Here is a 19,302-nt window from a genome sequence, read left to right as displayed (position 1 = left end):
CGCCCACCCCCCCCCCCCGTCCCCCCCGGGGGTTGTAAGTGGTGTGTCTTCGGGTTTGCGGGGGTTCTTTGGGCGGCCGGCCCCACCCCCCCCCACCCCCCCCCCCCCCCACCCCCCACCACCTGTACCGACGCCTGACTCGCCGGGAAGTCCATGATGGCCCCTTTTCCTTCCACCTGGGGTCATTACATGTACTGGGGAGGACGTGAAGGACCCCTTCCCTCGGCTGAGCCGAGGGAAGGGGTCCTTCACGCGCAGCCGTTGTGACCGGTGGTGCCGCTGAGGCTCGTGACGGCCGTCCGGACCCACCCACCGTGGGTACCTCACGCCAGCATTGGCCAGCACCCGAACCGCCACTCACGACCAACTCAGCCCACCCTCACCGGCAGCCTCCAGCCAAAAGTCCGTGAAGGCCTCCTTCCCTACCTTGAGAGTAGGGAAGGAGGCCTTCACGGACGGAGGGAAGACAGCCGTCAGGCGGGTTTCAGCGGATCGTGCCCCAGCGACATCAGCTTGTGCCGCCAGTGCGCCTCGCCCGCGACGGGTTCGAGGTCGTCGCGACGTTCGTCCTCGACCCGCCGGACGACCGAGCGCATCACGCGCTCGTCCTCGGCGGTGAGGTCGGTCCTACGCTTGCCGAGAATGCTCAGCACATGCCGCCCGGTCGGCGTTCCCGCCTGATCCGGCAGCGCTTCGTCCTCGGGCTCCGCCGACCGCGTGCGCAGCCAGTCGGCCAGTTCCCGCGAGGTCATGTTGACCACGCGATGGAACTCGTCCCACAGTTCGTCTTCGATCTCGTGCATGGCGAAACCTCCTGCCAGCACTCGGTTTTCCTACGGCGTCGTGTACGGCGCGTGCTGCTCGATCGAGGGGCTGGCCGTCGGGAAACGCCCTTCCTGCCCGGGAACCGGGGCGACCGTGGTCCCCTGCTGTTCGGGCTCGACACGCTGCCTGGGTCGGTTGATCACCGCTTCGGCTTCCTGCTCACCGCGGATCCGGGAAAGCACGCTGAGCGTGATCGCGTGGGCGATGGCCAGTACCAGCAACAGCACACCGAGCCTGCCCACCACACCCGGCAGGTCACTGCCGCCGATGTCGACGGTCGACAGCAACGCCAGCACACCCAGTGTCGCGAGGTGGAACAACACCGTGACGAGCCAGGTCATGGACGCCCCGGCAGCCGGATCGCCGTGCGAACCTCGCAGGTAGCGCTTACCGCTCTGGTAGATGATCAGGCCGTCGAGCATGACCAGCGCCACCCCGATGACGAGGAAGGCTACGTATGCGTTGGTAGTCATGCCGGGACGCTCCCTTCGTAGAGGACCTCACCCACTGAGATACCCGGGACTCCCGCCTGGAAAACGCGGTTTTCCAGGCGGGAGTCCCAGAGTGGGGTCAGCTGCCGGGGCGATCGACGTCGCCGCGCCAGGCGCCGGACTCGTGACCGCGGCTCTCGATGTACTCCTTGAACCGCTTCATGTCGCCCTTGACCCGGCGGTCGAGGACGCCGAGTTTGTCGGCGACGTTCTCGGCGAAGCCCTCGGGGTCGATCTCCATCTGTGCCGTGACACGCGTCTTGTTGTCGTCCAGGCGATGGAAGGTGATGACGCCCGCGTGGTCCGGACCGGAGTCCGACGTCCACGCGACGCGCTCGTCGGGATGCTGTTCGGTGATGGTCGCGTCGAATTCCCGGCTCACACCACCGAACTTGGTCACCCAGTGGGTGTGGGTCGCGTCGATTTGACGGATCTCCTCGACGCCCTCCATGAAATTCGGGAAGGACTCGAACTGAGTCCACTGGTTGTACGCGGTCTTGACCGGTACGTCGACGTCCACCATTTCGGTGATCGTGCTCATGCATCCTCCTGTCGGTTGGGTGCTTTTCGAGCCGGCACTCTCTCGGCTACCCGGCGTTCCTCGGGCCGAAACTCGCCGTGATTGACCACCCGTACTCCCGGGTACCCGCCGGGCAGAACGCTCCGAGGAGGTGCTCCATGATCGAAGAAACCCACCGGAAGCCATCGGCCGACAAATCGGTCGGCGAACTGGTCTCCGACCTGAGCGACGAGGTCAAGCACCTGGTCCGCGACGAGATGCGGCTGGCCGTCTTCGAGTTGCAGGGCAAAGGAAAGCGATTCGGACTCGGCGCCGGGCTGTTCGGCGCGGCCGGTGTCTTCGCCCTGTTCGGCCTGGCGACCCTGATCGCCGCGGTGGTGCTGGCACTCGCCCTCGTCATGCCCGCGTGGCTGGCGGCCGTGGTGACCGGCGCGGCGCTGCTGCTGATCGGCGGGATCTCGGCCATCGTCGGCCGCAAGGAGGTCGCGAGCGCGACCCCGCCGATGCCGGAAGAGGCCATCGAAGGCGTCCGCAAGGATGTCGACACCGTCAAGCAGGGAGTGCGCTCATGAGTGATTTTCCCAAGAACGCCGAAGAAGCCCGCGCCGATCGCGACGTGACCCGCGAGGAACTCACCGAAACCCTCGACGCGCTGGGCCAGAAACTCGACGTGAAGGCCAGGGTCAACGAAAACCTGGACGCCAAGGTCGACCAGGCCAGCGAAAAGATCGCCGAAAAAGTTTCGGAGCCTGCCGCGGACAAGTTCCGTCAGGGCACCGAAGTCGTCCGCGCCAACCCGCTGCCGATCTTCGCCGGAGCCCTCGCGCTCCTCGTGACGATCCGGCTGATCATGCGAAAGAGGTCTTCGTCGTGAACAAGGTCCTCTACAAACCGATGAACATGGTCATCAGCGCCCTTGGCGGGATCCTCGCCGGCGCCGCGTTCAAGCAGATCTGGAAACGCGTCAGCGGTGACGAAGACGCGCCGGACGCCATGGACCGGGACTTCACCTGGACCCAGGTGATCGTCGCGGCCGCCGCGCAGGGCGCGATCTTCGGCGCGGTGAAGGCGGCCACGGAACGAGCGGGCGCGGTCGGCTACCGCAAGGCGACCGGTGACTGGCCCACCAAGGACTGACCCGGAAGGGTGACGATGCGCGTAGTGATCATCGGCGGCGGTTTCGCCGGCTACAACGCCGCCAAAACCCTGCTCAAATCGGTCGGCGACGACACCGAGATCGTCGTGCTGAACCCGACCGATTACTTCCTCTATCTCCCCCTGCTGCCCGAAGTCGCCGCCGGAATCCTCGAACCCCGGCGGATCTCGGTGTCCATCCCCGGCACCCTTCGCGGCGTGCGCCTGGTGCTCGGCACCGCTACGTCGGTCGACTTCGACGGCCGCACCGTGAGCTATACCGACCCCGAGGACCGCGAACACCACATCGGGTACGACAGGCTCGTGCTCGCCGCGGGCAGCGTCAACAAACTGCTGCCGATCCCCGGTGTGCCCGAGTACGCCCACGGCTTCCGCGGTCTTCCCGAGGCGCTCTATCTTCGTGATCACGTCACGCGGCAGATCGAACTCGCCGCCTCCGCGACGGATCCGGCCGAACGGGACGCGCGGTGCACGTTCGTCGTGGTCGGCGCCGGGTACACCGGGACCGAGGTCGCCGCGCAGGGTCCGGCCTTCACCGCCGCGCTCGCCGCGCGGCATCCCGAACTCGAAGGCCAGAAGATCCGGTGGCTGCTGCTGGACGTGGCCGAACGCGTCCTGCCGGAACTCGACCGGCGGCTCGGCACGACCGCCGACGAGGTGCTGCGGGCACGCGGGGTCGAGGTGCTGATGAAGACGTCCGTCGACAACGCCGACGAAAAGGGCGTCACGCTGACCTCCGGCGAATCCGTGCCGACCCGCACCCTCGTCTGGTGTGTCGGTGTCCGCCCGGATCCGCTGATCGAGGACCTGGGCCTCAAGACGGCCAAGGGCAGGCTGGTCGTCACCGCACAGCTGAACGTCCCCGGACGGCGGGACGTCTACGCCTGCGGCGACGCGGCCGCCGTCCCGGATCTGACCCGGCCGGGCGAATACACCCCGATGACGGCACAGCACGCCGAACGGCAAGGGAAACTCGCCGGACGGAACGTGGCCGCGTCACTGGGGCACGGTTCGCACGGCACCTACCGGCACCACGATCTCGGCTTCGTCGTCGACCTCGGCGCCCACCAGGCGGCGGCGAATCCTTTGCACATCCCGCTTTCCGGTCTCGCGGCCAAGGCGGTCACCCGCGGCTACCATCTGCTCGCCATGCCGGGCAACCGGCTGCGGACCGCCACCGACTGGGCGCTGGAAGCGGTGGGCAAACGGCAAACCGTCCAATTAGGACTTGTCCGGTCGGGCTCGGTGCCGTTGGACACCGATTCGCCGGAACTTCCCCGTACCAGGTGTTAGAGGAAAGGTGACCATGTCCGGCGAACCCGATCCCGTCCGCGCCGATGGCCCCTCGGTCGTCACCGATGGTGGGAACGTGGCGGCGAAACTCGTCGTCCTCGACCCCGCGGGCGAAGGCAAGAACGGTGAACTCCCGGCGACCTGGCGGCCGCTCACGGCCCAGCGTCAGGTCATCTGGTGCCGTCTGCCGGTGGACGGCGCGTTGACCCAGGCCGAGGACGTGGTCGGCGACGCGGAGCCCGGCGGTCCGCCGATCGACCTCGTGGCGAGCGGCGAGGCGGCCGGAGACGCGCTGCGGCTGGCGGAACGGCACCCCCGCACGGTCGGCCACGTGCTGCTCGTCGATCCCGTACCGGACGAGACCTCCGAACTGGCCGAGCGCGTGCGGTCGGCGGGGACCGCCGTCGACGTGCTCCCGCACAGCACCGGCGAACCGTTCAACCGGGTTCCGCCGCCGCTGCCGCTCGGGCATCCGGATGTCGTCGCCGGGATCACCAAGCTCCTCGAGGACGTTTAACCGCCGGACGGCGGCGGTATCCGGCGCCCATGAGCGAAACCGTTGCCGACCATGTTCTGACCAGGCTGCGCGAATGGGACGTCGAGCAGGTCTTCGCCTATCCCGGCGACGGGATCAACGGGCTGGTGACCGCGTTCGGCGCGGCGGGTGACAAACCTCGCTTCGTGCAGACACGCCACGAGGAGATGGCCGCGTTCGCGGCCGTCGGATACGCGAAGCTGAGCGGCAGGCCGGGCGTCTGCATGGCGACGTCCGGCCCGGGCGCGATCCATCTGCTCAACGGCCTGTACGACGCCAAACTCGACCACGTTCCGGTGGTCGCGATCGTCGGGCAGACGGCGCGCAGCGCGATGGGTGGCAGTTACCAGCAGGAGGTGGACCTCCAGGCGTTGTTCAAGGACGTCGCGAGCGAGTACCTCGTCGAGGTGAACGTTCCCGAACAGCTGCCGAACGCGCTCGATCGCGCCCTGCGCACGGCCATGGCCCAGCGCGCGCCCACGGCGCTGATCATCCCGGCGGATCTGCAGGAGGAGACCTACCACCCACCGCAGCACGAGTTCAAGCACGTGCCGTCTTCCCCGCCGGATCACCCGCGGGCCAGCGTCATCCCGCCGACCGAGGAGATCACCCGGGCCGCGGAAGTGCTGAACGCGGGCGAAAAGGTCGCGATCCTGATCGGGCAAGGCGCGCGCAACGCCGTCACCGAGTTGCGCGAGGTCGCCGAACTCACCGGCGCCGGAGTGGCGAAAGCGTTGCTGGGCAAGGATGTCCTGCCTGACGACCTGCCGTATGTCACCGGCTCGATCGGCCTGCTCGGCACGCGGCCCACCTACGAGATGATGCGGGACTGCGACACGCTCCTGATCGTCGGTTCGAACATGCCGTACGCGCAGTTCCTGCCGGAATTCGGCCAGGCCCGCGCCGTCCAGATCGACATCGACCCCCGGTTCCTCGGGTTGCGTTACCCGACCGAGGTCAACCTGCTCGGTGACGCGAAGGGCACCTTGCAGCAGCTGATCCCGGTGCTGGAACGCAAAACCGAACGCGGCTGGCGGGAGAAGATCGAGAAGAACACCGCCGAATGGCAGGAAACCGTGACCCGCCAGGCGATGCTGGAGGCGGATCCGGTCAACCCGATGCGGATCGTGCACGAACTGTCCGAACGGATCCCCGAAGACGCCATCGTCACGGCGGATTCCGGTTCGGCGACCAACTGGTACGCCAGGAACCTGCGGATGCGCGGCCGGATGCGGGGCACACTGTCCGGAACGCTGGCGACGATGGGCTCCGGCGTCCCGTACGCGATCGGCGCGAAGTTCGCCCATCCCGACCGGCCGGTGATCGCGCTGGTCGGCGACGGCGCGATGCAGATGAACGGGATGGCCGAGCTGATGACCATCGCCCGGTATCGCGAACTGTGGGCGGATCAGCGGTGCGTCATCTGCGTGTTCCACAACGGCGACCTGAACCAGGTCACCTGGGAGCTCCGCGCCATGGGCGGCTCGCCCAAGTTCGAACCCTCGCAGAGCCTGCCGGAAGTGTCCTATTCGGACTTCGCACTCGAAGTCGGCCTCGGCGGGATCGCCGTCGACGATCCCGCCCGGCTCGGGGAAGCGTGGGACGTCGCGCTGTCGGCCGATGTGCCGACGGTGCTCGACATCCGCTGCGACCCCGAGGTGCCGCCGATCCCGCCGCACGCCACCTTCGACCAGCTCAAGTCGATGACCGAAGCCGTCCTCAAGGGGGAGCCCGACGCCTGGCACCTCGTGACGCAGGGAATCAAGACGAAGATGCAGGAACTGCTGCCTTCGCGCCGCTGACGCTCAGGCGGTGACGCCTCCGTCGAGGACGATGTCGTGCCCGACGACGTACGAGGACTCGTCGGAGGCCAGCCAGAGGACCGCCGCGGCGATCTCCTCGACCGTGCCGATCCGGCCGAGCGGGATGACCGCGCCGAGCCGTTCGGCACGGTCGGCCTCGGTCTCCCCGGGCCGGAAGGACATTCCGGTGTCGGTGGCGCCGGGGCTGACGGCGTTGATGCGGATCCCTTCGGCGATGTGGTCGCGGGCGGCGGTGCGGGTCAGCACGCTTACGGCGGCCTTCGAAGCGGCGTAGGCGGCCATGCCCGGCAGGCGGTTGTGCGAGCCGATGTTGGACGCCATGTTGACGATCACTCCGCCGCCGCCCGCCCGCATTCGCGCGATCTCGTGCTTCATGGACAGCCAGGTCCCGGTGAGGTTGGTGCGCACGACGGCGTCGAACCCGTCTTCGTCGAGATCGGCCGTCGGCGCCGGAGTGCCGAGGACACCTGCGTTGTTGAACGCGATGTCGAGTTTTCCGTGGCGCCGCACGGTTTCGCTGACCAGGTGCTCGACTTCGGCGCCGACACCCACGTCGGCGACCACCGCGTCGGCCGCGCCGCCCTCGGCCTCGATCTCCTTCACCGTTTGACGCAGTTTCTCGCTGTCGCGTCCGGAGACGACGACCTGCGCACCTTCGCGCGCGAAGGCCGCCGCCGTGGCGCGGCCGATCCCGGAACTTCCCCCGGTGACCAAGACGACCTTGCCGCTGAATCGCTTCCCCACAGTACCCAACTTTCTGGTCCGATCGTTCTAGTATTCAGGCTGAAAAAATCAGTGCGAGCGGGCGGCATCGAGTACCGCGAGAGCCTGCTTCGCCGTCGCCTTGGCCCGCGGCGCCGGATCCGGCCCCTTGCTCAGCACCCGCATGCCCTGCAGGACGGTGAGCAGAAAGCGGGCGAGCGCTTCCGGATCGGCGGCGGCGCCGAGTTCGCCTTGCGCCTTCGCCCGGCTCAACGCCATCCGCAAGGCCAGTTCGAGCGCGTCCCAGCTGCGCTCGACCGCGCGCGCGACCTCGGGGTCCTTCGGCATCATCTCCATCGCGGCGTTGACCACGAAACAGCCGTCGCGTCCCGATTCGTCGAGAATTTCGGCGAGATAGCGCTCGATGAGCCGTCGCACCCCCGCGAGCGCGGGCCCCGGTCCGGCGAAGTCCTCGACGAACCGCTCGTTGCCCCGGGCGATGTAGCGGTTCAGCGCCGTCAGGTACAGCTCGTGCTTGGTGCCGAAGGTGGCGTAGAGACTCGCCTTGCCGATACCCAGCGCGGCGACGAGGTCATTGACCGAGGTGGCCTCGTACCCCTGCCGCCAGAACAGTTCCAGCGCGGCGTCGCAGGCCGCGTCGACGTCGAATTCCTTCACCCGGGACACGAGAGAAGACTAGCCCTATATGGAACAGTCGGTCAAATAAGCGGCGGTGTGGGCTGGGTCTCGTCAGTGGCGACGACGGTTCTGGCGAGCCTTCTCCGAGGGTCGCGAGCGCCTCGCTTGAGGCTGCGATCGTGGCCAGCGAGGCGCTGAGGACATCCCCGACCCCGGCCCGCTATCGCTCACCCGCCCGCAGATATTCGAAACACCCTTGGTTCTGTTGAGGGGTAAGGCAAACGTGGCGCATCCCGACGCGGGGCCGGACTCACCGACGGAAGCCATGCCGCGCTCCCAGCGTCCACAAGGGACGGTTTTCGGGAGACCGGTGTCCGACTTGGGCGGTTTGCGTGGGTTCTGGTCAAGGATGTTTTAGGTGCCTACGTGGGTGCGTCCGTAGCGGCCGGTCCGTGAAGGGCTCCTTGAGGGACTCAGGGTCCCTGAAGGAGCCCTTCACGGACCGGAAGGCCATCGCGAGCCTCAGCAGCAGCACCAGTCACACCGGCTGCGCGTGAAGGACCCCTTCCCTCGGCTGAGCCGAGGGAAGGGGGCCTTCACGCGCTCCCCAAGTACATGAAGGACCCTCTCAGCAGGGAGCTACCCGCCCGCCGCCAGGCCAGCCGATCACGCCACGTGTGCCTTACCCCTCAATAACCGTCATTACCACTCGAGAGGAAGGCGGCGTAGCGTTCTGTTATGGACTTGACCACCGAAAGGCTCATCGTCCGTGACTGGTCCGAGGACGACGCCGAAGCCGCGCTGGCGATCTACGGCACCACGGATGTGACGCGCTGGCTCACCCCGGCGATGGACCGGGTGGCCGACGCCGCGGCCATGCGCTCGGTCTTGCAGGCCTGGCAACAGGCGCAGCCCAATCTGGTGCCGCCACGCGGGCGATGGGCGGTGCAGCGCAAGGAGGACGGCGCGGTCGTCGGCGGGCTGGGCATCCATCTGCTGCCACCGTACGAAGAGGACCTGGAGATCAGCTGGCAGCTGCATCCGGACGCCTGGGGCGAGGGATACGCCTCCGAGGCCGCCCGCGCGCTGATCGGCTGGGCGTTCACGCAGGACACGGACGAACTCTTCGCCGTCGCGCGGCCGAACAACGTGCGCGCCATCGCGACCGCGAAACGGCTCGGGATGGTCTGGGTCGGGGAAACCGAGAAGTACTACGGGCTCCGCCTGCAGGTGTACCGGATCCGGCATACGGACGTCGTCTAGCCGCGAGCAACTCGCGTGCTCAGACGCGTAACTCGCGTGCCTAGCCCTGATGGTCCACACGGGACACATCGCCCGTCACCGAGACGGCGTGTCCCGCGCCGCGCCCGTCCGCGATGGCGACGATCCGCCCCCGCTCGACCCGGACCGCGGCCTCGGTCTCGTCGCTGACCGCGAGCACCCCCGCGGCCGCCGCCAGTGTCCCGGTCGCGTCGCACACCACGCGTACGCCCGGCCAAGCCCGCTCCGGAAAGGCCTGCCGCAGGCCACCGCACACCTCCGCGACGATCAGCCGGGTCAGCGGGACCAGTTCGTCGGGCTCACTGGTCGCGACGACCACGGTGACGTCGTGGCCATTGGCCCGGACGGCCTCCTCGGCGCCGGACAGCCGGTGCGTACCCAGGACGACGACCACGCCGTCGGCGGGCACGAACGGTTCGGCGCGCACGAGGTCCACTGCCTCGGGCGGCGACCAGGGCCGGTCGGCCGCCTGCGCGGTGGGCGAGAACACCGGCGGCGCCCACCAGTCGTTGAGGGACAGGCCCGCCAGCCGTTCGCAGGCGCTCACGACGTCGAACGGTTCGACGAGCCCCGGCGCGGCGGCCGCCAGCTGACCGGCGCCGTGCAGGGTGGTCAGCACGGTCTCCGCGAGCCGGACGCGACGCGGGATCGGCGCGCCCGCCGGGCGTTCCGGCGGATCGAGCCGCTCCAGCGCGAGCCCGAGCAGCAACCCGTTGAGCTTCATCAGCTGCGCGAACGGCCGCCGGATCCGCTCGTCCGCGAGTACCTCCGGCATCAGGTCGCGCGCGAGGCCTGCCTGCTCGTCGTCCAGGGGAAGCGCGGCGACCCTGGACCTGGCCAGCGCGCCTAACGCGTCCTGGAGCGTCTCGCCCGGCACAGGGTGCGGCGCGCCGGCGGACCGCTCCGCCAGTTCGGCCAGCACGGCGAAGTACAGCGCGCGTTTGCCGGGGAAGTTCGAGTAGACCGCGCCGCGGGTGAGTTCCGCCCGTTCGGCGATGACGTCGATCTTGGCGTCCCGGAAGCCCCGCTCCGCGAACTCGTCGCGAGCGGCGGCCAGCACCTTCGCGCGATTGCGCTCCTGCGTCTCCGCCCTGCTGAGCCGGACCATCGGCCTCCCGTCGTTGCCCTCGAACCCGGATCAAGATACCTTGACCATTCAGATGATGAGAACATCTGATTTGAACATCCGAACTGGGAGACCCGCCTTGTCCGACGTGCCCGAGATCCTCCTGACCGACCCCGATGTCCTGCGCGATCCGTTCACCGCGTACAGCCCCGTCCGCGAGCGCTCCCCGATCGCCAAGCTCTCCGCGCCGGGGTTCTCGATGTGGGCGGTCCTGCGCCACGACGAGGCGCGGAAGATGCTGAGCGACCCGCGTTTCGCCCTGAGCCCGGCCAGCTACCAGCGCATGGAGATCCCCGAGCACTGCCGCCCGTACATGCGGTCCATGCAGGAGATCGAAGGCCCGGAGCACGTCCGGCTCCGGCGCCTCGTGGCCCCCGCGTTCACCCCGCGCAAGGCCGCCGCGCTCCGCCCGGGGATCGAACGGCTCGTGGACGATCTCCTCGACAGCCTGGCCGGGCAGGACCGGATCGATCTGGTCACCGCCTTCGCACGCCCCTTGCCGGTCGACGTGATCTGCGCACTGGTCGGCATCCCCGAAACCCACCGTCCACGCTGGCGCGAGTACGGCACCATGGTCGCGGCAGGCGACGGTCCGGGGCTCGCGAAGGCGGTTCCCGGGATCGTCGAGGACTCGCTCGCCGCCATCGCGGACCGGAAACTCGAACCCGCCGAGGACGTCGTCTCCCAGTTGCTCCAGGTCCAGGCCGAAGACGGCGACAGGCTCAGCGAAACCGAACTGGTCGCCCTCGTCTGGCAGCTGGTCCTGGGCGGCCAGGTACCCGGCAACCTCATCGCCAACGCCGTCGAAGTCCTGCTCGCCCATCCCGCCCAGCTGGCCGCGCTCCGCGAAGACCCGAGCCTCATGCCCGGCGCGGTCGAGGAACTGATGCGCTGGTGCAGCCCGCAGTTGCTGACGGTCCCCCGGATCACCACCACGGACGTCCGGATCGGCGACGTCCTGATCCCCGAAGGAGAACCTGTTACCGTCGCGATCGCGGCGGCGAACCGGGATCCGAGAGCCTTCCACGACCCGGACGTCCTCGACATCCGGCGTGCGGCGGGACCGGCATGGCATCTGGCGTTCGCCCATGGCCCGCATTTCTGCCTCGGTGCCTCGCTGGCCAGAGTGCAGACCGAAGTCGCGCTCACCGCACTGCTGCGCCGGTTCCCCGATCTCGCGCTCGCGGACGGACTGCTCCGGATCCCGGACCCGGGCACCTGGCGGCTGAACGCACTGCCGGTCACCCTGCGCGCGGCGGTTGCAAACTGAAACACGTTCTAATAATGTGACCGGCTGTGAGACACGGGATCGTGCTGTTCACCAGTGACCGGGGCATCACCCCGGCTTCCGCCGCCCGGGCGGCGGAAGCCGCGGGCTTCGACACCTTTCACGTGCCGGAACACACGCACATCCCGGTGAAGCGGGAGGCTCCGCATCCGCGCACCGGCGACTCGTCGCTGCCCGACGACCGTTACCTGCGCACGCTGGATCCCTGGGTCGCGCTGGCCACGGCGGCCTCGGTGACCACGCGGATCCGGCTCGCGACGGCGGTGGCCCTCCCGGTCGAGAGCGATCCGATCACGCTGGCGAAGACGATCGCCAGTCTCGATCACCTCTCGGCCGGGCGGGTCACCCTCGGCGTCGGCTTCGGCTGGAACGTCGACGAACTGGCCGATCACGGCGTCCCCGGCGGCAAACGGCGGACGGTCCTGCGTGAGTATCTCGAGGCGATGCGCGCGCTCTGGACGGACGACGAAGCGTCGTACGCGGGCGAGTTCGTCTCGTTCGGGGCGAGCTGGGCATGGCCGAAACCGGTGCAGGCGCATATCCCGGTGATCGTCGGCGCCGGCGGGACGGAGAAGACCTTCCGCTGGATCGCGAAATCGGCCGACGGCTGGCTCACCACCCCGGGCGACACCGACATCGAGGAAAAGGCCCGGCGGCTGCGGGAGATCTGGCGGGAAGCGGGCCGCGCCGGGGAGCCGGAGATCTCGGCGCTCGGCGTCCGGCCGGATCCGGAGAAACTGGCGGCACTGGAAGCGGCCGGGGTCACCGAGACGATCTTCGGCCTCCCGGACCGCTCCCCCGACGAGGTCGAAGCCTGGCTTCGGCGCCTCGCCGGGAAACTCAGCCTGCCCGCTGGGAGTCGATGAGATACCGGCCGTCCTGCTGGACCAGGACGAAGGTTTCCCTCCCGCTCGTGGTCCCGCCGGATGCCTTCACGTAGGTGAGCGTCGCCGTCACCGTGTTCCCGGATTCGGTCACGTTCGATACGCGGACCGAGCTGTAGTCCTTCCAATAGCTCGAGTACCGCTCGAAACTCTGGTTCCTGGTGCGCTTGAAGTTGTCGGTCAGTGTCGCGAACCCGGCTTGGAGATTCCCGGGGATCAGCGCGTAGTAGGCCGCGAGCGCCTGCCCCGGCGTCTGCGCGGGAGGCGGTGGCGCCGAGGACGACGTGGACGGGGGCGGCGCTGAGGACGACGGGGCCGAGGACGGCGGCTGTTGCGGCTGCGGTTCGACCGACGGCGACGGGGTCGGCGTCGGGGCGGCGGAGCTGACCGGCGGTGCCGCGTTCGACGGGGTGTCGTCGCCGCGGGTGAGCACCACGACCACGGCGGCGATGATGGCCGCGAGCACGAGGAACCCGGCGATCACACCGATCAGGACGCCTTTGCGCGCCCGTGGCGGCGGCTCCTCGGCGACCAGCGTCGTCGGCTCCCCCGCCGCCAGCGCCCGCAGTTCCCGCTCGGTCTCGGCCATCGTCGGCCTGCTGTCCGGCCGGACGTCGAGCAGCCTGGTCAGCAACGGCGTGAGGATGCCCGACCTGACCGGCGGGGTGATCTCCCCGCTCGACGCGCGGTAGAGCAGCGCGATGGGGTTCTCCGCGGTGCCGTAGGGCGTGCCGCCTTCGAGGGCGGTGTACAGCGTCGCGCCGAGCGAGAACACGTCGGAAGCGGACGTGGCGTCCTCGCCGCGGGCCACCTCGGGCGCCAGGAACGCCGGCGTCCCGGAGATCTCCCCGGTCGCGGTGAGCTGGACGTCGCCCATCGCCCGCGAGATCCCGAAGTCGGTGATCTTGACGGTGCCGTCCTCGCCGAGCAGGACGTTGCCGGGCTTGATGTCGCGGTGGACGATGCCTGCCCGATGCGCGGCGGCCAGCGCCGAGCACAGCTGGATGGCGAGGCGGATGACTTCGTCGACCTCCATCGGCCCGTCGCGCAGTTTGTCCGCGAGACTGGTCGAAGGCAGGTACTCCATGATGATCCACGGGCGGTCCTGCTCGTCGATCACGCCGAAGACGGTGATGGCGTGCGGATGGACCAGCCGCGCGGCGATCCTCGCCTCGCGCAGCGCCCGGTTCTTGGCCTCGTCGGCCTTCTCTTCCCCTTGCCCGTGCGGCAGAAGGAGTTCCTTGACCGCGACCGTGCGCTCCAGGTTGTCGTCGCGCGCCCGCCACACGGTGCCCATGGAGCCGCCGCCGACGGGCTCGATGAGATCGAACCGGTCGGCGAGGCGGCGGATCTCCTCCATTGTCGACGTCCCCCTGGCAGGTGTGGTGTTCGCGCGAACCTTGCCAGCATGCCAGGAACGCGCCGGAGCGGCGGACCCGGCACGGCCGTTCCGGGCGCGGTGTCGGTCACGTCGCCCGCTGGGCCGTTCAGCGGAACCCTGCCCTTTCGGCTGCCCGGAAGTTCGTATCCCGGAGCACCGGACGCGCACTTTACTTCTCCGGTGTGACTTGTTCTCGGGAAAGGGCGGCGATGCGGGAAACCATCGGCGGACGTGGCGTGCTCGAAGGGGCGTTCACGTTGCTCGAAGCACTCAACGAGCACGGCGGGCGGGCCGGGCTGACCCAGCTCGTGCGTGCCACCGGGCTCCCCAAGACCACCGTGCACCGCCTTCTCGACCAGCTGACCGACCTCGGCGCGGTCGAGCGGGCCGAGCGCGGCTACCGGATCGGCTCGCGGGTGTTCCGGCTCGGCCGGTTCTGGCAGCCCGAACTACGTGAGCTGGCCAAGGAATGGCTGCCGGTGCTTTCCGCGCGGATGCGCGTGAGCCTCGTGCTCACGGTCCCGAGAGAGGGCCGCGCCCTGGTCGTGGCGGGCGCCGTGTTGCCGTCCGACGACATCCCCGTGTCGCCGGGCAGCCCTTTGCCGCCCGGGACCGCCGCCGGACGGCTTCTCGCCGCCCATCACCCCGCGCTCGCGGAACCGGACACGGACGCGCTGGAGATCCGCGCGACCGGGTACGCGGCCGAGTCGGAGACCATCACCGCCGGGCTCGGCTGCGCGGCCGTCGGCATCAGGACACCGGACGGCCGGATCGGCGCCGCGCTCGCCGCCGTCCTGCCCGCACGGCGCGACCCGGTTTCGACCGTCGCCGGATTGGCGAGCACCGCACGTTCTTTCAGTTCCGCTCTCGCCGGGCTTTCCCCCTCGAACCGGGCCGGATGATCGAAGAACAACGACCAATTCCCGATCAATTAACCGGAGGTCTTTCGAAGCAGAGTTCCGGCGGAATATTTCTGACGAAGTGCGCGGATACGGCGAACCACCTCACGCTGCGTCCGCGAACGGCGGCACCGAGTGCCGAAAGCCACCGTTTTTCCTTCTTGTCGAACCCTTCCGTGACCACTCGCTTACCGGAGAACACCGCGCCGACAATTCAATCCCCGTTTCCACTGCTCCGTTCGGCGGTGCTGCCGTGAAGCGCCACAAGTACGGTTCAGGCATTCTTTCGCCCAAGGAGGGAATTCCTTGAACAGACGTTCTTTGAAAAGACGCGGCTCGGCCGTGTCCGCATTTCTCGTCATGGTGTTCGTCGCGTCCGCCACCGCCGCCGTCCCGGCACAGGCCACGTCGCTTTCCGACCGTCCGGTCGTGGCCGGGATCGATCTGGAAGGGGCGACGATCCCCGATCTGCAGCGGGCGATGCGATCCGGACGGCTGTCCTCGGTCGAGCTGACGGCCTTCTACCTGCATCGCATCCGCAAGCTGAACCCGACGCTGCACGCGGTGCTCACCACGAACCCGGACGCGTTGCGGCTCGCCGCGGCCAGCGACGTGCGACGGCTCCGGCATCAGTCGAAAGGTCCGATGGACGGCATTCCGGTGCTGCTCAAGGACAACATCGACACCGCGGACCGGCAGCCGACCACGGCCGGGTCGACCGCGCTACAGGAATCCCGCCCCTATCGTGACGCCGGCGTGGTCGAGAACCTGCGCGAGGCCGGGGCGGTCATCCTCGGCAAGGCCAACCTGTCGGAGTGGTCGAGCTACCGGTCCACCAGTTCGTCGAACGGCTGGAGCCCGCTCGCCGGCCAGACCGCCAACCCCTATGTCCTCGACCGCAACCCGTGCGGTTCGTCGGCCGGTTCGGGGGTCGCGGTCGCGGCGCATCTGGCGACCGTCGCCGTCGGGACCGAAACGGACGGCTCGGTGACCTGCCCGTCCGGCGCCAACGGCATCGTGGGCGTCAAGCCCAGCCTCGGACTGGTCAGCCGCAGCGGGATCGTGCCGGTGTCGAAACAGCAGGACACCGCGGGCCCGATGGCGCGCAACGTGGTCGACGCCGCGATCCTGCTCGCGGCCCTCAACGGCGCCGACCGCCGCGACCCGATCACCGTCGACGCCGCGAGGCAGTCCCTCGACGACTACACGAAGTACTTGCGCCCCAACGCTTTGCGCGGCAAGCGGATCGGCGTCTGGCGCGAGGTCTACACCCCGGACGACGCGACGAAGGCGGCCTTCGAGCAGGCGCTGAACAGACTGCGGAAGCTCGGCGCGACGACGGTGGAGATCACGATCCCCTACCTGGACGTCATCGCGGCCAACGAGTTCCCCGCGATCCGGACCGAGTTCAAGCACGACATGAACGCCTACCTCGCGTCCACCGGCGGCAAGCACCCCGCCGATCTGGCCGGCCTGATCCAGTACAACCTGGACCACGCGGCGGTCGAAATGCCGTACTGGACCCACAACCTGTGGGACCGGTCGCAGGCCACCACCGGTGACCTCACCGATCCGGCCTACCGTGCGATGCGGGAAGCCGCGACGGGCGCCGCCCGGCGGGGCCTCGACGAGACGCTGCGCGGTAACGGCCTGGACGCGATCGTGGCGCCGACCAACAACGCCGCGTGGAAGACACAGCTCGGGGTCGGCGACGGCGCGCTGCTCATCGACTCGTCGGGACCGGCCGCGGTCTCGGGTTACGCCAACATGACCGTCCCGATGGCGTACTCCGGGCCACTGCCGCTGGGGCTGTCGATCATGGGCGGGCGGTTCAGCGAACCGTCACTGCTGGCCATCGCCTACGCCTTCGAGCAGGACACGAAGGTCCGGCGGCTGCCGACGTTCATCCCGTCCATCGGCTGACCTCGCGAGTCGCGGCCAGTGTGCCGTGAAGGCCTCCTTGAGGGACTCGTAGTTGTTTACCCACTGGTGTGGAGCTTGTGCAGGTTGCCGGTGCGGTCGAGTGGGGAAGGGAGGCCTTCACGGCCAGGCAGCCAGGTACGCGAGGCTGCGCTCGGCCTCCGCGACGGCGGAGCCGGGTTCGACGTGGCCGTCGATCACCAGCGTGGCCAGCCCGTGGAGCAGGCACCAAAGCGTGACGGCGAAGCCGCCGGGATCGTTCCGCTCGCCGACCCGTTCGGCCAGCACCGCACAGGTCATCCGGTGCGCCTCGGCGAGTTCCGGATACGCGGAGCGGTCCCCGATCCCGGCTCCGGCCATCAGCCGGTACAACGCGGGATTCTCCACCGCGAAGCGGAGGTAGGAATGCCCGAGCGCGGTCACCGTCCCGGCGCTCGGGCCCCGCAGACGTCCCTGCAACTCGGCGTGCCCTTCCAGAGCGACGGCCACGAGCAGCGCGCCCTTGTCACGGAAGTGCCGGTACGGCGCCGCGGTGGACGCGCCGACCTTCGCGACCGTGCCGCGCAGGCTCACTCCCTCGGGACCTCGCTCGACGAGGGCCTCCCGTGCGGCCAGTACGAGCGCACGACGAAGGTCCCCGTGGTGGTAAGCACGGTTGACGACCATGGCGGACCCCCCAGCCCTTGATGCCACGCGAACGCCCCACCTTAGCCGGTCCGCGCGCGGCCACGGGCAGTTCCACCCAGTGCCGCACGAAAGGCCCGGTCACCCGGCCAGGTCGTTCGCCGCGACGTACCCGAAAGTCATCGCCGGACCGATCGTCGAGCCGGCACCCGCGTAACTGTTCCCCATCACCGCCGCGCTCGCGTTCCCGGCGGCGTACAGGCCGGGGATGACCGAGCCGTCGCCACGCAGCACCCGTGCCCGCGCGTCGGTCACCATTCCACCCTTGGTGCCCAAGTCTCCCGGGACGATCTTGAACGCGTAGAACGGCGGTTCCCACAGCGCGGCGAGACAGGAGTTCGGCAGGACATACGGATCGGTGTAGTAGTGGTCGTAAACGCTGGCACCACGCCGGAAGTCACCGTCCACACCGGACAGTGCCTGACCGTTGAACCGATTGACCGTCGCGCGCAACGTCTGCGGCGGGACGCCGATCGCGGTGCCGAGCCCCTCCACGGTCCACGCCTTCGTGACCGCGCCCGCCGAGTACCACTCATCGGGAAGCGGCAGCAGCGGCGCGACGTCGCGGAAGAGGTACCGGTTGCGGTAGTGCTGGTCGACGACCAGCCACGCCGGGATCGTGGGCGACACCGGGTTCCGGTCGTACATCGTGTGCACGACGTCGCTGTAGGGCGCGGCCTCGTTGACGAACCGCTTACCCGTGCCGTCCACCATGAGGCCGCCGGGCAGCGTCCGCTCGGCGAGGCAGAAGTAGGGCTCGCCGGGCAGCGGGATCGCCGGTCCCCACCAGGCGTCGTCCATCAGGTCCAGCGCCGCCCCTGCCCGTTTCCCCGCCAGGATCCCGTCCCCGGTGTTCGACCGGGCGCCGACCGTCCACTGTGTACCGATCGGCTGGCGCTGGTATTCGGCCCGCATGGCGGCGTTGTGTTCGAAACCGCCGGAGCCGACGATGACGCCGCGGCGGGCCTTCACCACCCCCGTCGAGACGGTGACTCCGGTGACCTTCCCGTTCTCGATGACGAGACCGGTCAGCGGCGTGTTCAGCCAGACCGGGACGCCCGCGCGCTGGAGCCCGGCCCGTAGTCCCGCGGCCAGCGACTGGCCCATGGTGAGCGGCTTCTGCCCGGCGAGCGCGGCGGCGGTGCCGCGCGCGAGGCAGGCGGCGGCCACGGCGGCGCCCCTCGGGTTGACCGCGGCCAGCGCGAGCCATTTGTAGTCCGCGCTGAAGACGACCATGCCCGCGGGCGTGGCGAGATAAGGCGGGTTCAGGTTGGCCAGTTCGGCACCCAGGATGGTGCCGTCAAGCTGGTCGGGTTCGATCGAGCGGCCCTCCGGCATCCCGCCGGGCAGTTCCGGGTAGTAGTCGCTGTAACCCTCCATCCACCGGAACCGCAGCGGGCTGTTGGCCATCACGAACGACAGCATCGCCGGACCGTTGGACAGGAAGGCCTGCTGCCGCGAGGCGGGGACCGACGGGCCGACCACGGCGGCCAAGTATCGCGCGGCCTGGTCCGGGGTGTCGCGGACGCCTGCCGCGGCCAGCACCGAGTTGCACGGGATCCAGATCCCCGCCCCCGACCTGGCGGCCGAGCCGCCGAACTTCGACGCCTTCTCCAGCACGACACAGCTGAGCCCGCGTTTTGCCGCCGTCAGCGCCGCGGTCATTCCCGCCGCGCCCGCGCCGACCACGACGACGTCGTACTCACCGATCACCGCGGCGTCGGCCGAAGCCGTTCCGGCGAACGGCAATCCCGCGGCGAGCGCGATCCCGGTGCCGCGTAGAACCTGGCGCCGGGACAGGTGGAAATCGGCTCCCATGAGTCCTCCTCGCGTGGGGATCGAGCGAGGCCATGTTC

Annotated in this window: 20 protein-coding genes; 11 read left to right on the top strand and 9 right to left on the bottom strand. The window is 69.1% G+C overall.

The window, feature by feature from the left end:
• Positions 1-473 precede the first annotated feature (473 nt).
• The 3 genes from ACZ5ZX_RS28840 to ACZ5ZX_RS28830 all read right to left on the bottom strand — a co-directional run bounded on the left by ACZ5ZX_RS28840 (position 474) and on the right by ACZ5ZX_RS28830 (position 1,857).
• Positions 474-803, bottom strand: a complete 330-nt coding sequence (locus tag ACZ5ZX_RS28840) for a DUF3140 domain-containing protein (protein WP_465505109.1) — start codon at positions 801-803, stop codon at positions 474-476.
• Between the two features lie 30 nt (positions 804-833).
• Complete coding sequence (locus tag ACZ5ZX_RS28835) at positions 834-1,298, bottom strand: hypothetical protein (RefSeq protein ID WP_465505108.1); 465 nt, start codon at positions 1,296-1,298, stop codon at positions 834-836.
• Between the two features lie 97 nt (positions 1,299-1,395).
• Positions 1,396-1,857: an SRPBCC family protein gene (locus ACZ5ZX_RS28830; RefSeq protein WP_465505107.1), complete on the bottom strand. Its 462-nt coding sequence runs from the start codon at positions 1,855-1,857 to the stop codon at positions 1,396-1,398.
• A 137-nt stretch (positions 1,858-1,994) separates the two neighbouring features.
• Here ACZ5ZX_RS28830 and ACZ5ZX_RS28825 point away from each other — a divergent pair, with 137 nt between their 5' ends.
• Genes ACZ5ZX_RS28825 through ACZ5ZX_RS28800 form a run of 6 tightly spaced genes read left to right on the top strand, consistent with a single transcriptional unit; the run spans position 1,995 to position 6,621 of the window.
• On the top strand, positions 1,995-2,408 hold the full coding sequence (locus ACZ5ZX_RS28825) for a phage holin family protein (RefSeq protein ID WP_465505106.1): 414 nt from the start codon (positions 1,995-1,997) through the stop codon (positions 2,406-2,408).
• A complete protein-coding gene (locus tag ACZ5ZX_RS28820) occupies positions 2,405-2,710 on the top strand; it encodes a DUF3618 domain-containing protein (protein ID WP_465505105.1) in 306 nt (101 codons plus the stop codon). The genes ACZ5ZX_RS28825 and ACZ5ZX_RS28820 overlap by 4 nt, the downstream gene beginning before the upstream one ends.
• A complete protein-coding gene (locus tag ACZ5ZX_RS28815) occupies positions 2,707-2,973 on the top strand; it encodes a DUF4235 domain-containing protein (RefSeq protein WP_037306277.1) in 267 nt (88 codons plus the stop codon). The genes ACZ5ZX_RS28820 and ACZ5ZX_RS28815 overlap by 4 nt, the downstream gene beginning before the upstream one ends.
• A gap of 15 nt (positions 2,974-2,988) precedes the next feature.
• Positions 2,989-4,284, top strand: coding sequence for an NAD(P)/FAD-dependent oxidoreductase (locus tag ACZ5ZX_RS28810; protein ID WP_465505104.1), 1,296 nt, complete (start codon positions 2,989-2,991; stop codon positions 4,282-4,284).
• Positions 4,285-4,297: 13 nt separating this feature from the next.
• The gene (locus tag ACZ5ZX_RS28805) at positions 4,298-4,801 is read left to right on the top strand and encodes a hypothetical protein (protein ID WP_465505103.1); all 504 of its coding nucleotides are present in this window, start codon (positions 4,298-4,300) and stop codon (positions 4,799-4,801) included.
• Between the two features lie 29 nt (positions 4,802-4,830).
• Positions 4,831-6,621, top strand: a complete 1,791-nt coding sequence (locus ACZ5ZX_RS28800) for a thiamine pyrophosphate-requiring protein (protein ID WP_465505102.1) — start codon at positions 4,831-4,833, stop codon at positions 6,619-6,621.
• A gap of 3 nt (positions 6,622-6,624) precedes the next feature.
• On the opposite strand, the gene ACZ5ZX_RS28795 is transcribed toward ACZ5ZX_RS28800, so the two are convergent.
• Complete coding sequence (locus ACZ5ZX_RS28795) at positions 6,625-7,386, bottom strand: SDR family NAD(P)-dependent oxidoreductase (protein ID WP_465505101.1); 762 nt, start codon at positions 7,384-7,386, stop codon at positions 6,625-6,627.
• Between the two features lie 48 nt (positions 7,387-7,434).
• A complete protein-coding gene (locus ACZ5ZX_RS28790; protein WP_465505100.1) occupies positions 7,435-8,031 on the bottom strand; it encodes a TetR/AcrR family transcriptional regulator in 597 nt (198 codons plus the stop codon).
• Between the two features lie 690 nt (positions 8,032-8,721).
• Between ACZ5ZX_RS28790 and ACZ5ZX_RS28785 the strand changes: the two genes are divergently transcribed.
• On the top strand, positions 8,722-9,246 hold the full coding sequence (locus ACZ5ZX_RS28785; protein WP_465505099.1) for a GNAT family N-acetyltransferase: 525 nt from the start codon (positions 8,722-8,724) through the stop codon (positions 9,244-9,246).
• Between the two features lie 40 nt (positions 9,247-9,286).
• On the opposite strand, the gene ACZ5ZX_RS28780 is transcribed toward ACZ5ZX_RS28785, so the two are convergent.
• Entirely contained in the window at positions 9,287-10,372 is a 1,086-nt protein-coding gene (locus ACZ5ZX_RS28780) for a TetR/AcrR family transcriptional regulator (protein ID WP_465505098.1), read from the bottom strand.
• 97 nt (positions 10,373-10,469) lie between these two features.
• Between ACZ5ZX_RS28780 and ACZ5ZX_RS28775 the strand changes: the two genes are divergently transcribed.
• Entirely contained in the window at positions 10,470-11,660 is a 1,191-nt protein-coding gene (locus ACZ5ZX_RS28775; RefSeq protein ID WP_465505097.1) for a cytochrome P450 family protein, read from the top strand.
• Between the two features lie 26 nt (positions 11,661-11,686).
• Complete coding sequence (locus tag ACZ5ZX_RS28770) at positions 11,687-12,544, top strand: LLM class F420-dependent oxidoreductase (protein WP_465505096.1); 858 nt, start codon at positions 11,687-11,689, stop codon at positions 12,542-12,544.
• Here ACZ5ZX_RS28770 and ACZ5ZX_RS28765 read toward each other — a convergent pair.
• On the bottom strand, positions 12,519-13,922 hold the full coding sequence (locus ACZ5ZX_RS28765; RefSeq protein WP_465505095.1) for a serine/threonine-protein kinase: 1,404 nt from the start codon (positions 13,920-13,922) through the stop codon (positions 12,519-12,521). The genes ACZ5ZX_RS28770 and ACZ5ZX_RS28765 overlap by 26 nt on opposite strands.
• Before the next feature lie 230 nt (positions 13,923-14,152).
• Here ACZ5ZX_RS28765 and ACZ5ZX_RS28760 point away from each other — a divergent pair, with 230 nt between their 5' ends.
• Positions 14,153-14,845 (top strand): IclR family transcriptional regulator, encoded by a 693-nt coding sequence (locus tag ACZ5ZX_RS28760; protein ID WP_465505094.1) that lies wholly within the window; start codon positions 14,153-14,155, stop codon positions 14,843-14,845.
• A 357-nt stretch (positions 14,846-15,202) separates the two neighbouring features.
• Positions 15,203-16,765, top strand: a complete 1,563-nt coding sequence (locus ACZ5ZX_RS28755) for an amidase (RefSeq protein WP_465505167.1) — start codon at positions 15,203-15,205, stop codon at positions 16,763-16,765.
• A gap of 117 nt (positions 16,766-16,882) precedes the next feature.
• Here the strand turns inward: ACZ5ZX_RS28755 and ACZ5ZX_RS28750 are convergent, their stop codons facing one another.
• Both ACZ5ZX_RS28750 and kstD read right to left on the bottom strand, forming a co-directional pair.
• Complete coding sequence (locus ACZ5ZX_RS28750; protein ID WP_465505093.1) at positions 16,883-17,428, bottom strand: TetR/AcrR family transcriptional regulator; 546 nt, start codon at positions 17,426-17,428, stop codon at positions 16,883-16,885.
• A 99-nt stretch (positions 17,429-17,527) separates the two neighbouring features.
• Positions 17,528-19,264, bottom strand: coding sequence for a 3-oxosteroid 1-dehydrogenase (gene kstD / locus ACZ5ZX_RS28745; RefSeq protein ID WP_465505092.1), 1,737 nt, complete (start codon positions 19,262-19,264; stop codon positions 17,528-17,530).
• Positions 19,265-19,302 lie beyond the last annotated feature (38 nt).

It is taken from the genome of Amycolatopsis sp. NPDC033938, assembly GCF_055575975.1.
Note: the sequence above shows the minus strand (reverse complement) of the source record. Positions and strands in the feature narration are given on the sequence as shown.